This window comes from Saccharothrix obliqua, assembly GCF_019375475.1.
In the GTDB taxonomy this organism is placed as follows: domain Bacteria; phylum Actinomycetota; class Actinomycetes; order Mycobacteriales; family Pseudonocardiaceae; genus Actinosynnema; species Actinosynnema obliqua.
On the sequence record NZ_JAHXGQ010000004.1, the window covers coordinates 499,631 to 513,305 of the forward strand.

At 72.1% G+C, this 13,675-nt stretch carries 13 protein-coding genes; 6 read left to right on the forward strand and 7 right to left on the reverse strand.

All coding sequences use genetic code 11. The features are described 5' to 3' along the window. Positions 1-94: 94 nt before the first annotated feature. Both KZQ38_RS15625 and KZQ38_RS15630 read left to right on the forward strand, forming a co-directional pair. Positions 95-1,303 carry an acyl-CoA dehydrogenase family protein gene (locus tag KZQ38_RS15625; protein WP_219442657.1) on the forward strand — a complete coding sequence of 403 codons (1,209 nt, stop codon included), beginning with the start codon at positions 95-97 and terminating at the stop codon, positions 1,301-1,303. A gap of 125 nt (positions 1,304-1,428) precedes the next feature. Next, the gene (locus KZQ38_RS15630; RefSeq protein WP_257901431.1) at positions 1,429-3,537 is read left to right on the forward strand and encodes a M6 family metalloprotease domain-containing protein; all 2,109 of its coding nucleotides are present in this window, start codon (positions 1,429-1,431) and stop codon (positions 3,535-3,537) included. 37 nt (positions 3,538-3,574) lie between these two features. Here the strand turns inward: KZQ38_RS15630 and KZQ38_RS15635 are convergent, their stop codons facing one another. From KZQ38_RS15635 to KZQ38_RS15645, 3 genes are all read right to left on the reverse strand, one after another. Next, complete coding sequence (locus KZQ38_RS15635) at positions 3,575-4,624, reverse strand: LLM class flavin-dependent oxidoreductase (RefSeq protein WP_219442659.1); 1,050 nt, start codon at positions 4,622-4,624, stop codon at positions 3,575-3,577. 76 nt (positions 4,625-4,700) lie between these two features. Further along, complete coding sequence (locus KZQ38_RS15640) at positions 4,701-4,916, reverse strand: hypothetical protein (RefSeq protein ID WP_219442661.1); 216 nt, start codon at positions 4,914-4,916, stop codon at positions 4,701-4,703. 128 nt (positions 4,917-5,044) lie between these two features. Then, positions 5,045-5,734 carry a TetR/AcrR family transcriptional regulator gene (locus KZQ38_RS15645; RefSeq protein ID WP_219442662.1) on the reverse strand — a complete coding sequence of 230 codons (690 nt, stop codon included), beginning with the start codon at positions 5,732-5,734 and terminating at the stop codon, positions 5,045-5,047. A gap of 57 nt (positions 5,735-5,791) precedes the next feature. Between KZQ38_RS15645 and KZQ38_RS15650 the strand changes: the two genes are divergently transcribed. Continuing rightward, positions 5,792-7,312 (forward strand): FAD-dependent monooxygenase, encoded by a 1,521-nt coding sequence (locus tag KZQ38_RS15650; RefSeq protein ID WP_257901432.1) that lies wholly within the window; start codon positions 5,792-5,794, stop codon positions 7,310-7,312. 51 nt (positions 7,313-7,363) lie between these two features. Here the strand turns inward: KZQ38_RS15650 and KZQ38_RS15655 are convergent, their stop codons facing one another. After that, entirely contained in the window at positions 7,364-8,197 is an 834-nt protein-coding gene (locus KZQ38_RS15655) for an SDR family NAD(P)-dependent oxidoreductase (RefSeq protein WP_219442664.1), read from the reverse strand. A gap of 448 nt (positions 8,198-8,645) precedes the next feature. Between KZQ38_RS15655 and KZQ38_RS15660 the strand changes: the two genes are divergently transcribed. Continuing rightward, entirely contained in the window at positions 8,646-9,266 is a 621-nt protein-coding gene (locus tag KZQ38_RS15660; RefSeq protein WP_219442666.1) for a hypothetical protein, read from the forward strand. 13 nt (positions 9,267-9,279) lie between these two features. Here the strand turns inward: KZQ38_RS15660 and KZQ38_RS15665 are convergent, their stop codons facing one another. The 3 genes from KZQ38_RS15665 to KZQ38_RS15675 all read right to left on the reverse strand — a co-directional run bounded on the left by KZQ38_RS15665 (position 9,280) and on the right by KZQ38_RS15675 (position 11,575). After that, on the reverse strand, positions 9,280-10,005 hold the full coding sequence (locus KZQ38_RS15665) for a class I SAM-dependent methyltransferase (protein ID WP_219442667.1): 726 nt from the start codon (positions 10,003-10,005) through the stop codon (positions 9,280-9,282). 17 nt (positions 10,006-10,022) lie between these two features. Next, complete coding sequence (locus KZQ38_RS15670; protein WP_219442669.1) at positions 10,023-11,066, reverse strand: glycosyltransferase family protein; 1,044 nt, start codon at positions 11,064-11,066, stop codon at positions 10,023-10,025. Positions 11,067-11,326: 260 nt separating this feature from the next. Beyond that, a complete protein-coding gene (locus KZQ38_RS15675) occupies positions 11,327-11,575 on the reverse strand; it encodes a hypothetical protein (RefSeq protein ID WP_219442670.1) in 249 nt (82 codons plus the stop codon). A gap of 356 nt (positions 11,576-11,931) precedes the next feature. Here KZQ38_RS15675 and KZQ38_RS37095 point away from each other — a divergent pair, with 356 nt between their 5' ends. Together KZQ38_RS37095 and KZQ38_RS15685 are read left to right on the forward strand one after the other, a co-directional pair. Continuing rightward, entirely contained in the window at positions 11,932-12,717 is a 786-nt protein-coding gene (locus KZQ38_RS37095; protein WP_308258425.1) for an MEDS and STAS domain-containing protein, read from the forward strand. Then, positions 12,714-13,667: an anti-sigma factor RsbA family regulatory protein gene (locus tag KZQ38_RS15685; protein WP_219442674.1), complete on the forward strand. Its 954-nt coding sequence runs from the start codon at positions 12,714-12,716 to the stop codon at positions 13,665-13,667. Before KZQ38_RS37095 ends, KZQ38_RS15685 begins: the two co-directional genes overlap by 4 nt. Positions 13,668-13,675 lie beyond the last annotated feature (8 nt).

The following is a 13,675-nucleotide window of genomic DNA, read 5'->3' on the forward strand; positions in this document are numbered from 1 at the left end:
GCCTCACACCAGTCCACTGTGGACTGGCGTGGCGATTCGTTCAATCGGTGCATCCGCGACCACACGGGTAGGCACTACGCTACGACCAGCGCCGATGCCACCCGACCCGGGGAACGCGATGACCCTCCAGGAACCGTCGAACGAGGAGCTGCGCGAGCGCGTGGCGAACGTGCTGGGCCTGGTGCGCGACAACGCGCTGCGCGCCGAACGCGAGGGACGGCTCACCGACGAGGTCGTGACGGCGCTGAACGCGACCGGGCTGCACCGGATGAACGTGCCCCACCGCTACGGCGGCTACCAGACCCCGGCGACCGCGCAGGTTGAGGTCATGGCGGCGCTCGCCGGGGCCTGCGGGTCGACCGCGTGGGTCGAGGCCATCCACCAGGCCGGTTCCCGGATCGTGTCGTTGTTCACCGACGAGGCGCAGGACGAGGTGTTCGCCGACCCCGACGTGCGGATCTGCGGCGCGTTCACCACGACGCTGACCGCGGTGCCCACCGGCGGCGGTTACGTGGTCAACGGCCGGTGCCCGTTCAACACCGGCTGCCGGCACTCGCGGTGGGACGTCATGATCGCCACCACCGCACCGGTCGACGGTCGGCCGCCGGAGCCGATGTGGGTGCTCGTGCCCCTGGCGGAGCTGGAGGTCCTGGACGACTGGGACGTCACCGGGCTCTCCGGTACCGGCAGCAACACCGTCGTCGCGCACGACGTGTTCGTGCCCGAGCACCGCACCCTGCACGTGCTCCCGACCCTGACCGAGGGCCGGTTGCGGTCGGTGGCCAACGCGACCGACCCGTTCTACCGGATCGCGATCGTGCCCCTCCTCTGCGCGACCAGCAGCGCGACACTCCTCGGCATGGCCGAAGGCGCGCTGTCCGACTTCACCGAGCGGATGCACCACCGGGGCATCGCCTACACCGAGCACCACGCGCAGCACGAAGCGCCGGTCACCCACTTCCAGCTCGCCGAGGCCACGATGAAGGTGGCCTGCGCCCGCCACCTCACCACCCACATCGCGCGCGGGGTGGAGGCCGACGAGACCGGGCGCACGACGCCCACCATGCGGGACCGAGTCAACGCGCGCGCCACCATGGGTTACGTCGCCCGGCTCGCGCGGGAGGCGGTGGACATCGTCGGCTCGGCCAGCGGCGGCTCGTCCCTGCGCACGACCGCGCCCATCCAGCGCATCACCCGCGACGTCCGGGCCCTGAGCATGCACGGTCTCATCGCGCCCACGACCAACCTGGAACTCCTCGGCCGCTCGCTCGCCGGGATCGCGCCCACGACGCCGTTCGTCTAGGACGGGGAGGGTTGCTCCGACACCGTGACGGCGCCGTTCGCACCGTCAACTGACAAAGCCCGCGAGGAGACGTGAGGAAACGTCGGCGGCGGTTAGCGTGTGCGGATCAACGCTTCGGAGGTGACATGTACCTCGCTCGGGTTCCTCATCGGCGCAGGCGCCCCCTGCTCCTGGTCGCCGCGTTGTTCTCGATCACGGCCCTGGCCGCGGGCAACACCGGCGCGCTCGCCGCTTCCCCCGACGTGCCGCCGCACCCCTGGCAGTACGACCACTGGCCGCAGCAGCAACCGTGGCAGCAGAGCCGGGACGACGCGCGGGTGATGGCGCGGGGCGCGTTCCCCGGCCCCATCGACCCGCAGAACTGGGTGAACCCGGACCACATGACGTGGGAGCGGGACTACCGGAAGATCCCCGGCACCAACTGGGCCGACCCGGCGGTCCGGGGATCGGTCAAGAACTTCAAGGGCGCGTTGGTCCTGTTGGACTACCCGAACCAGCCGTTCGTCGTGACCCAACCGCAGGGGTCGACGGTGTTCGCCAACCCCAGCGCGGAGGCCCACGACGTCCCGCGTGACCAGGTCGCGCGGTTCTACCAGGACTTCCTGAACAAACCCAACGCCCTCAACCGCGGCCACACCGTCCACGAATACTGGATGGAGGACTCCGGCGGGCGTTACGGCGTCGACCTCACCGCGTTCGGCCCGTACACCATGCCGGGCAAGGACCACGAGTACGCCATGGAGTTCCAGGCGGACGGCGACTGCCCGGCGGGCGACCGCTGCGACCGCGACATCCGCACCGACGGCCGCGCCGCGTGGGTCGCCGACGTCGGCGCACAGGTGCCGGCGGGCTTCGACTTCGTGTACTTCCTGTCGGCGGGCCAGGACGAGTCCGGCACCTGGCAGGAGTTCGGGACGATGAAGTTCCCGACCAAGGAGGACGTGCCCGACGAGTTCGGGCCGCCCGACCCCGCCCTGCCCAACTGGTCCGCCACGCGGTACGTGGACTGGACGTCGTGGGCGGCGGGCTCGGCGTTGTGGCCCAACGCGGGCGGCGGATCGTCCACGCAGGCGGAGAGTTCCGGCCAGGGCGTGTACGCGCACGAGCTGAGCCACCTGCTCGGCATCGGCGACAACTACAACAACCCGTACGGCAACCCGCCGCGCCGCGCGTACACCGGCATCTGGGACATGCTGTCCCGCGGTTCGTTCAACGGGCCCGGCGGTCCGCACTCCCGCTGGGTCGTCCCGGCGACCGCGGGTGGTTCGATGGGCGCGCAACACGTGCTGCGCAACAAGATGAAGCTCGGCATCGTGGACGAGCGCAACGTGCTGCGCCTGTCCCGCGAGGCGCTGGCCGACTCGGGCGTGGTGATCGCCGAGATCACCGCACGCGCGGTCCAGCCGGGCCCGAAGGGGCTCTCCGGCGTGAACATCGCGCTCGGCGGCGGGGACCTCTCCCCCGCCTGCGACGTCCGCACCAACCCGCTGTGCGACGGCGGCGGCTACCAGAACTACACGGTCGAGGTCGTCGACCGGATGGGCGCGGACTCGTTCACGCCGGACGCGGGCGTGCTGCTCGCCAAGACCAAGAACGAGGACCGCGCGCCGTTCGCGTGGGTGGTCGACGCCAACCCGCAGGACATCGGCATGACCGACTACGTCCTGCCGGACGGGCGGAAGGTGCCCATCACGATCGGCGACTACCGGCAGCTCTCGGACGCGTTGTTCCACGCCGGCACGGGCTCGGGCAGCGAGTACGAGTACGTCGACCAGGCCAACCGCCTGCACTTCTACGTGCTGGACGTCAAGCGCGACCGCCAGGGCGTCCTGTCCTACGTGGTGGCCATCCGGTCGCTGGACGGCGCGGGCCCGCAGCAGCGGGGCGTGCGCGTGCTGCCGACCGCCGGCCGGACCGGCTCGGACGGCGTGGCGACCTGCCGGTTCCCGCTGTTCAACACCGGCCGGAGCGCGGCTCCCGCCGGGCAGCACCCGGAGGACGTCGGCCAGTACCTCGGCGGGGACGTCTACCGGCTGTCCGCCACCGGCGGTCGCGGCTGGGCGGTCTCCGTGCCCAACGAGCTGGCGACGGCGCGGTTCGGCCGCGCGGTGGAGGTGCCGGTGCACGTCAAGCGGGACGGGGGCGCGCTGCTGTCGACGGTGACCCTGAAGGCCACCTCGGAGAGCGACCCCACCAAGACGTCCACCGCCACCTGCACGGTGCTCGGGCGTTGACCGACCGGGGTGGGCGTTCCCGCGCCCACCCCGGCGCTCAGCCGAAGGCGGGCATCACCTGGTCGTGGACCAGGCGCAGTTGCGCCTGTGCGTCGGGCACGCCGGGCAGGTCCAGCCCGGAGAGGGCGTGGACCAGCGCGGAATCGGTGATCGCGAGGATCAGGTGGTTGATCCCGGCGGGTTCGATCTCGCGCTTGAGCTTGTCGACGCACTCCGCGGGCGTGCCCGCGATCGACAGCCGCTCCGCCACCGGCGCGGGGGTGAGGTCGTAGGCGCGGCGCAGGTCGCCCGCGTCGGCGGCGGCGATGGCCGGGCGCAGGTCGGCCGGGTCGACGTCGTTGCGGGCCAGCTGCTCCTCCGACATCGACGACGCGTAGAGGGCGACCATCGCGCGCGCCGCCCGCTTCGCCGCCGCGCCGTCCTCCGCGACCGCGAACACCACCCAGGCGCCGAGGTCGAGCGTTCGCCAGTCACGTCCGGCCCGCTCGGCGCCCACGCGCACGTTGTGCACCATGTACTCGTAGGCGCGCAACGAATAGCTCAGCGAGTGGTGGACGCCGTCGGCGACCTCACCCGCCAACCGGAACGACCGGGGGCCGCGCATCGCGCCGAGCTTGAGCGGCAGGCGTCGCTGCACCGGGCGGGCGGACGTGAACAGGCCGCGGTAGTGGAAGTGCTCGCCGTCGTGGGTGATCGTGCCCTCGTCCAGGAACGTGCGCATCACGTGGTGCGCCTCCGCGACGCGGGACAGCGGTTTGTTCCTGGTCCAGTCGATCCCGTACTGCGCGAGCAGGCCGAAGTTGCCGCTGGAGATCACGCACTCCGCCCGGCCGCCGGTCAGTTCGTCCAGCGTCGCCGCCGCCTGCGCGATCAACGTCGGTTCACGCAGCACCACCGGTGACAGGCAGGGTCCGAGGCGGATGTGCCGGGTCTGGTCCGCGGCGGCGGCGAACAGCAGCCACATGTCCTTGTGCCAGGTCTCGTCCGCGGCGTAGACGGCGTGGTACCCGAGTTCGTCCGCCAGGCGGATGGCCGCGAGGGAGTCCCGCAGCGGCAGGTCCGGCAGCATGGCGTAGCTGAACTTCATGGTTCCCCCGTGGGGTCGGCTCCACCGCCGAGCCTGGCACGGGTGCCGGGTTCGGCGAATGCGCCGATCGGGTCCGTCACCGGTTCCGGGTACCGGTCACCCCCGAGGGCGACCCGGTGGTCAGCTCGTGCAGCCCGCGAGCGTCGTCCAGGACCACGAGCACCGGCCGGATGCCCTCCTCCACGGGTTTCGCGACCCGCCGGGCGGCCGGCACCTGCTCGGCCATCGCGGGGTCGTACTCGCCGGAGAACGAGGTCCGGACGCCGAAGTTACCGGACGGGCCGCCGGTCACGCCGTGCCCGGGACCAGGTCCAGGTGGGCGTCCAGGACCCCCGCCACCTGGTCGGGTCCGAGGTGCGGCCGGACAGGCCGGTGGCCGTGCCGGGCAGGACCGCGGCGACGGGTCCGCGGTGAACCGGCTCAGAGCACGTCGGACAGACCGGCCAGCAGGGAGAACAGGCCGAACTCGAAACGGGTCTCCGCGTCCGGGTCGCCCGCTTCGATCACGCGCCGGTTGAAGTGCGGGTACCGGCCCGACTCGACGACCTGGGCGACGTACTCCCCGACGGAGTTCCGCCACTGGTCCTCGGTCATCCCGGTGGTGCGCCGCGCTTCCGCCTCGGCCAGCTCCCCGGACACCGAACCCAGCACGTAGGTGTTCAGCACATCCACGATCATGCCCGCCTTGGTGGCGTCCGGCGTCGCCTTGGCGGCCACGGACAGGGTGTGGTCCGAGCGCGCGATCACGTTCGGGCCGAGCGCCGGGCGGCGGCTCGCCTGCTGCGCCAGCCACGGGTGCGCGAGCAGCGACCGGCGGAACGCACGCGCGATGTCGGCCAGTTCCCCGCGCCAGTCGCCGTCACCGGGCTCGGGCAGCGGGTCCTCGCCGTAGACGGCGTCGACCATCAGCTCGATCAGCTCGTCCTTGCCCACGATGTGCCGGTAGAGCGACGTCGTCCCCGTGCCCAGCTCGGCGGCCACCCGCCGCATCGACAGCGCGTCGATGCCCTCCGCGTCCGCGATGCGCGTCGCCGCGCGCACGATGCGCTCCTCCGTCAGCGCGGGACGGCCACCGCGGTCGCGCATCCAGACCAGCGTGGGAGGGGGCATGGCTGCATCCTAACCGTTCGGGTACGGTGTTCCCAGAGCGGGAACAGTGTTCCCAACTTGGGGGAGGTCATCATCGTGCTACCCGTAGTCATCGCAGGTGGCGGCACCGTCGGCCTGGCCACGGCGGTGTTCCTCGGACACCACGGCGTGCCGTCGCTGGTGTTCGAACGCCGACACGCGCTCTCGGCACACCCGCGTGCGATGGGCATCAGCCCGCGCACGCTGGAAATCTTCCGCGAAGTCGGCCTCGGCGAAGCCGTCGCCAACGCCGCCGTGCGCTCCACGCTGATGCTGAGGGCCGACGCCCGCACGGCCGCCGAGATCGACCGCACGGCACTGCGTGCCGAGCCCGTGGTGCCGTTCGACCTGTCGCCGGAGACCCCGGCCGGCCACTACCCGCAGGACCACCTCGACGCCGTGCTCCTGCCCGCCGCGCGGGAACGCGGCGCGGTGGTGGAGTTCGGCGTCACCGTCACCGACGTGACGCCCGGGGGCCGCGTCTCGCTGTCCGACGGGAGGGTGCTCGACGCCGGGTACGTCGTCGGCGCGGACGGGGTGCACAGCCGCGTCCGCTCGGCGCTAGGCATCCCGACGACCGGGCCGGGCGAGATCGGCGACACGACGGTCAACATCCTGTTCCACGCCGACCTGGTCGACGCGCTCGGCCCGATGCCCGTGATGACCGCGATCGGCCACCCCGACGCCGCCGGCGTCCTGCTGTCGGTGGGCGACAACCGCTGGGCGCTGCACGTCCGCGGGCCGTTGACCGACGAGGAGTGCACCGCGAAGGTGCGCACCGCGATCGGAGCCGACGTGCCGTTCGAGATCGTCGGCGCGCTCCCGTGGCGGGCCACCGCGCGGATGGCCGAGCGGTTCCGCGCGGGCTCGGTGTTCCTGGTCGGCGACGCGGCCCGCGCCATCTCGCCGCTCGGCGCGTTCGGCCTCAACACCGGCCTGGCGGACGCCCACAACCTGGCGTGGAAGCTCGCGGCCGTGCGGCGCGGCGCGGCCGGCGACCGCCTGCTGGACACCTACCACGACGAACGGCACGCGGTGTCCCGGTTCGTGAGCCGCCAGGCGGAGCTGCGCTGGGCCGACCCGAGCCTGCACTGGGACACGACCGCGGTCGCCGAGCGCGCCGCGGTCGGGGCGTGGGAGCGGACCATGGTCGTCATGGGCTACCGGTACGACTCCAGCGCCGTCGTGGACGCCGTGCCGGAGCCCCCGTCCACCGAGGACCTGTCGGCGAGCCTGGACGGCGCGCCGGGATCACCGCTGCGGCACCACTGGGTGCGACCCGGTGTGTCCACGCTGGACCTGGTCGCGTCCCGCTGGACGCTGCTGGCCGGACCGGACGCGGCCGGCTGGTGCGGCGCGGCGGCGGCGGCCGGTCTGCCCGCCGAGCGGTTGGCCGCCGACGTGGCGCGGGTGGTGGGTGTTCCCCCGGCGGGCGCCGTGCTGGTCCGACCCGACCGCTTCATCGCGTGGCGGACCGCCGAGCGGCCCGACGCGGACGTCCTCGTGCGGGTGCTCGACCGGATCACCGACCGGCCCGCGCGAGCGCTGTCCACGCGCTGAGCGCCGGGTCCACCGCCGCGGCACCGAGCCCGGTGCCGCGGCGGCACCGCTTCACGAGACGCCGAGCTTGTCCCGCAACAGGTCCCGCGTGATGTCCGCCAGGCGCGCGGCGGCGTCCCGGTCGAACGCCTCACCGGTGATCTCCAGCCGCGTGTCCTCCATGAACGCGCTCAACGGCTCACGCGGCGGCGAGTCGATGTGGTCGACGATCCGCGGGATGGACGACTCGACGGGATCACCGGCACGCTTCTTCTCCTCGGCGGTGACCGCGCTCGCCGGGTCGAACTCGCCCGCGAACTCGGTGCTGATCCCGCCGGGGAACAGCAGCACGTAGCGGGCGCGGTGCCCCTGACCGGCGAACGAGACGCCGAGCAGGTCGCTGAGCCGGCCACCGTGCTCCATCGACGCCCAGCCGTCGTAGTCGCGCTCCAGCTGGAGGTCGTCCCAGCGGACGCCCTCCTTCACCACGCCCGGACCCGCGACGTTCACCACGACCGGGTTCGCCGCCCGGTCCAACTGGTCCACCAGGCCGTACCCGATGACGTACCGGCTCAGGTAGTACAGCGCGAAGTTGTGCTCGAAACCCTCGGCGGTGACGGCGCGGTGGCTGCGGAAGTAACGCGCGCACAGCACGAGGGCGTCCACCACGGGGAACTTCCCGGCGATCTCGGCGACCACGCGTCGCGTCTCCGCGACCAAACTCAGGTCGGCCTGGATGAAGTGCGCCCGGTCGCCCGCGCCCGCCTGCCGCGCCCGGTCGAGGAACGCCTCGCCCTTGGCCGGGTTCGGTGCCACGACGACCACCTGGTCACCGCGGTCCAGGCAGGTGTGCGCGAGCGCCCGCCCGATGCCGGAAGTGCCACCTGTGATGACAACGGTCTTCATCGCATCCTCCTTGGGAGAACTGGTTCCCGCGGTACCCCGGTGCCCGCGGTCGGCCCGGCGGGGTGGAGGTCGGACGGCCCGACCGGCGGGCAGCACGCGGCCACGCGGCGGCACACCCGAGAAATTCTTGAGCCCCCATCACATTGCACGTCGGAACACGCGCACACCCCCACCCCTTGCGATCAACCATACTTGCGCGCGGCCGACTCGTCCTCCCCCGTCCACGGCTGCCCGAAAGGGCAAACCACGTCTGGCGGTCATGGGCGACGAAGACATGCGCACACGGTTAGCTGAACTCGCTGGAAAACAAGGGGACCGGCCTGCGGAATACGTCCAGTTAGGACATTCGAACACCGTCCATCAGCCGGCTGTCGCGGTCTTCACCGGTGACGACCGGCGATAGCCTGACGCACGGATCACCGCCCGGACGGGGAGTACGGAAGCACCCATGGACGCGTTTGTGCCGGACTTCATCAGAAAGACCTGGGAGGACCTGGAACTGGAGCACCTGTGCGGCCCACCACCGCCGTCCGTCGAGCGGGTGGACGACCTGGTCGTGGTGGGCGGGGCGGTGAGCTGGGCGACCCCGGGCCGCGAGGGGAACGGCGTGTTCACGCACGACGTCCCGGACGGGACGCACCCGGTCTACGCGGGTGTCCGGGCCTCCGGCGGTGGGAGCGCCGCGGAACCGGTGCGGCGCCACGTGACCGCGCTCCTCGTCCCGGTCGCGGAACCGGCACGCCTGGCCGAGGCGGCCTGGGACGAGGGCTACGGCGACATGGGCGCGGACCTGGCGGACCACGCGACCCTGTGGAGCGGGCACGCGCAACGCATGGCGCTGCCGCACCGGGGCGAGCACCGGCACCCGGCGATCACCCGCGCGGAACGGCGGCTCCGGTCCACGTCGGCCCCGACCGACCGGCTCACCTGGACCAACGAGGTGGTCGACCCCGAGACCGGCGCGAACATGGTGTCGTTCCCGGTGTGGGACGGCACGAACAACGCCTTCGAGGCGCGGAGCGCGGACGGCGGCTTCCTCGCCCTCCTCTACGTCACCTGGTCGGCCTGAACCGGCGGGCGGGTCACAGGTCGGCGACGCGCCAGACGCCGATCGACTTGTCGGTGAAGCTCAGCTCGACCTGCTCGCCGTCCTCCTCCACCACGTACACCTCCGAGCACCGCTCGTTGATCAGGCGGACCGGCTCGGGCAGGTCGAACGGCGGGAGGCCGAAGTCGAGCGTGCGCCAGGAACCCGTCGCGATGTCGACGTTGCCGTCCCGGCCGGGGAACGTGGTCATCGCCAGGTACGTCGAGCCGCTGCGCTTGATGTTGTCCAGCGCGCCGCGGATGTCGGCGAAGGAGAGGTGCACGAAGCAGTCCCGCGAGAACACCAGGTCGACCTCGGGCAGCGGGTCGGCGACGAGGTCGAGGACGCGGAACTCGCGGCCGGGTCCGGCGAACGCCTCCCGGTTGCGCTCGACCAGCTCGGGCACGATGTCGGCGCCGATGTAGGTGTCCACGCCCAGGTCCACCCGGGACATCCAGAAGAAGTCGCCGCACGGCGCGTCCAGGAAGCTGCGGACGCCGAGGTCGGCGACCAGGCGCGGCAGCTCGGCGCGCAACGCCTCGGTCTGGACGAGGTCCGAGCCGAAACCGGACCGGGACGTGGTCACGCCGAGCCCGGCCTTGTCCCCCATGGTCCAGGCCGCCGTCTCGTACATCCGGGAGAACAACTCCCGCGACGACCCGTCGGCGGCCGGGTCGCCGTCGAACACGAACCTGCTCTTGACCTTCTTCGGCGAAGACATCGTCGACACCACTCCCCTCAGAAGGCGACGGACCCGGGTTCGGCGGTGCGCATCGTCGCCGTGTACGGGGCCATCGCACGCATGATCTCGTCCTGCCAGGCGGCCGGGTGGGTGGCGCGGGTGGCTTCGCCGGGCAGGGCGCGGGCCGCTTCGACCGCCGTCAGCAACGCCTTCGTGGTCACCTCCGCGTTGTAACGGTCGACCAACCACTGACGACCCGCCGCACGCAACCGGTCGGCGTCGGGCAACCGCACCAACTCCAACGCCCGATCCGCCAACTCCACCGTCCGCAGATTCGCCACCGGCCACGCCGACGGCGCCTCGAACAACTCGTCACCACCACCCAACCCGTACCCCGTCACCAGACACCCACTCGCCAACGCCTCCGCCACCGGCAACCCGAAACCCTCACCCTCCGGCGCACCCAACGCCACGAACACCGACGTGTCCGACAACACCCGCGCCACCTCCCCGTGCGACAGACCCCGCACGTCCCGCAACTCCACCCCCGCACTCCGCGGGTCGTTGCGCAGGATCTGCTTCAACAACGCGCTCTCCGACGGCCGCTTCCGCGACATCCACGCGATGCTCGGCACCTTCACCCCGGGCCGGAACACCCCCGCGTCGACCGGGTTGGGCACCAGGCGCGCGGGCAGGTCGGGTACGGCTCGGGCGAGCACCCGGACACCGTCACGGGACACCGCCCACAACGCGGGCGGCGTGTCCCAGCCGGGGTAGCGCTCGACGTCGGGACAGGTGAGGAAGGTCAGGTAGTGGCCCTGCACGAAGACCACCCGGCGACCCCTCGGCGCCGGGTCCCGGTCGGGCAGCACCGCCACCTCCGGCACCACGAGCACGTCGTCCGCGCCCAGGTCCAGCTCCACACCCGACAACGTCGGCACGTCGTCCGCGAACCACGAGTACCGGAAACCCGGCGTCGGCGACCACCGGTACGCGTCCACCCCCGCCGCCACCAGCAGCGAAACGTGCTCGGTCAGCAACCGAATTCCGCCGATCGGGTGCTGCGTCTCGAATCCGGCGTAGATCACCCGACCGGTCAAATCGCCCTCCGCATCCACGCCGTGAAACCACACCGCAGGCCGCTCCGGACCACCGCTCCCCTTGGTGATCGACACTACCGCGCCCCGATTTACCGGTGCAATGCCCGGGTGCGGACCGGTGGCCGGCGCGTTGCACGGAGGGGCACACACCCGGCCAGCCCCTTGACAAAAGTGCGCACGACCCCGCCCCGCCACGCTGTTCCCGTCGTTCCCGGCGTGCGTGCCGGTAACGACGGGAACAACGCGCCCGCGGTCAGCGGTCAGAGTTCTTCGCAGGCGGCGCCGGCCTGGAAGCGCCAGCTCTTGCCCTTGCTCTTGACCTTGCAGTTGTGCTTGTCCCGGTTGCTCAGGATTTTGCCCGCGCACTTGTGCGCGCTGTAACAGAGGTGTTTCACCCGCGGGTCGCCGCCGGCGGACGAATCCGCCGGCGAGTTCGTCGCGTAGGCCGGTGCGCTGACCACCAGGAGCATCGTGAAGACCATTCCGGCGAGCCGGGTCGTGACACGCATTTCCATCGCCTCGTTCCGTGCAGAGGAATACGACGTGATACCGCTTCACATATCGGACCGATTTCCCGCCCGACACCGGTCGAGGGTAGGCAGCGGTCCGCCGTCCTGGCGATCCCTCGACCCGGTAAAACACGCGCACCCGGTGGTCCTGCATTTCGGAGCCCACTCGGAAGAGAGGGACCGGCGGGTGATTTCCGGACTCGATGTGATGAGTGCGCCGCACGGGGCGCACCGGGCGGCGAGCACGCCGCCGCGGTCCCGGTCGTGGGGTGCGCCGAACGACGCGACTACGCTACGGGGTTGTGCGGCGTGCCGGGGTTGTGGAACATGCGCGAGGTCTCGGGCTTCACGACCACGTGTACTGGGCATACGAGGACCATGGGCAGTTCCACCGGCACGCCCGGGAGTTCATCGGCGACGGCCTCCGGCTCGGGCAGCAGGTCTGGTACGTCGCACCCGGCGACACGTCCGCGCTCGCCGCGGACCTGCGCGGCATCGACGGCGTGGAGGAGGCGTTGCGCATCGGCGCGGCGAAGGTGGTGTCATTGGACTCGACGCACCCCGCGAACGCGGTGATCGACCCGGTGGCCCAGGCCGGGCACTACGCGGCGGCCACCAGGAACGCCGTGACCGCGGGTTTCACCGGCCTCCGGGTGGTCCGGGACTGGACCACCCTGGTGCGCAACGCCCGCCAAGCGGCGGCGTTCGCCCGGTACGAGCACGTGCTGGACCAGTACACCGCCGCGCTGCCGTTCTCCGCGATGTGCGCCTACCACCACCAGGTCGGGGAGGACGTCGTCGCCCGAGCGGCGTGCCTGCACCCGATCGGCAACGCGACCGCCGCCGGCTTCCGGTTGTTCGGCTCCACCGAGGCCGCCCTCGCGCTGGACGGCGAACTGGACTGCTCCTCCGGCGACCTGTTCGCCGAAGCGCTGCGGCTGGCCGATCCGCGACCCGTCGCCGGCCGCCTGGTCGTGGACGCGACCGGGCTGCGCTTCCTGGACCACAACTGCCTGCTGCGGCTGACCGAGCACGCCGCGCGCCACGACGCGACCCTGGTGCTGCGCACCGCGTGGCCGGGCGCGGCCCGCCTGGTCGACGCCCTGGACCTCACGTGCGTCGAGGTGGAGACCGCCGCATGAGCGCCATCCCCGAGACTTCCACCGCGAACCCGTTCGTCCACCCGGCGCTGTTCTACGCCGACGACGCGGAGTACCTGGGCGTGCTGGTGCCGTTCGTCACCGACGGCCTGGCCCTGGGCCACCCGGTCGCCGCCGCGCTGCCGCCGGACCGGTTGCGGCTGCTGCGCGCCGCGCTGGGCGACGCCGCGCGGCGGGTCGAGCTGATCGACATGGCGGTGGCGGGCGGCAACCCGGGCCGCATCATCCCCTCGGTGCTGCTGCGCTTCGCCGACGCCCACCGCGACCGGCACGTGCGCATCATCGGCGAGCCGATCTGGCCGGGCCGCACCGCCACCGAGTACCCCGCCTGCGCGCAGCACGAGGCGTTGATCAACCACGCGTTCGCCGGGCGCGACGTGAGCATCGTGTGCCCGTACGACACCAGCGGCCTCGACCCGTTCGCCGTCGCCGACGCGCGCGCCACGCACCCGGTGGTGTGGGAGGTCGACCGGCGCTACCCCAGCGCCGCGTACGCGCCGGACGACGTGATCGACCGCTACAACCAGCCCCTGCCCGACGCGCCGGGCGCCGCCGAGTTCCCGGTGGCCACCACGGCCGACATCCGCCCCGCCCGCCACTGGGCGGCCGAGCGGGCGCGGCTGCTCGGCCTGGGCGCGGACCGGCTGGCGGACCTGGAGCTGATCGCCACCGAGCTGCTGACCAACAGCCTGCGCCACACGCCCGGCGGCTGCCGCGTGCGGATCTGGCGCGACGCCGGGCACGTCGTGTGCGAGGTCCGCGACACCGGCCACCTCACCGACCCGCTGGCCGGTCGCCGCCCACGTCCCCGCGACCTGCCCAACGGGCGTGGTCTGCTGCTGGTGCACGAGTTCTCCGACCTGGTCCGCACGCACACCACCCGGCACGGCACCACGCAGTACGCGCTGCTGCGCACCGCACCGGGGCGGTGACCAACGGG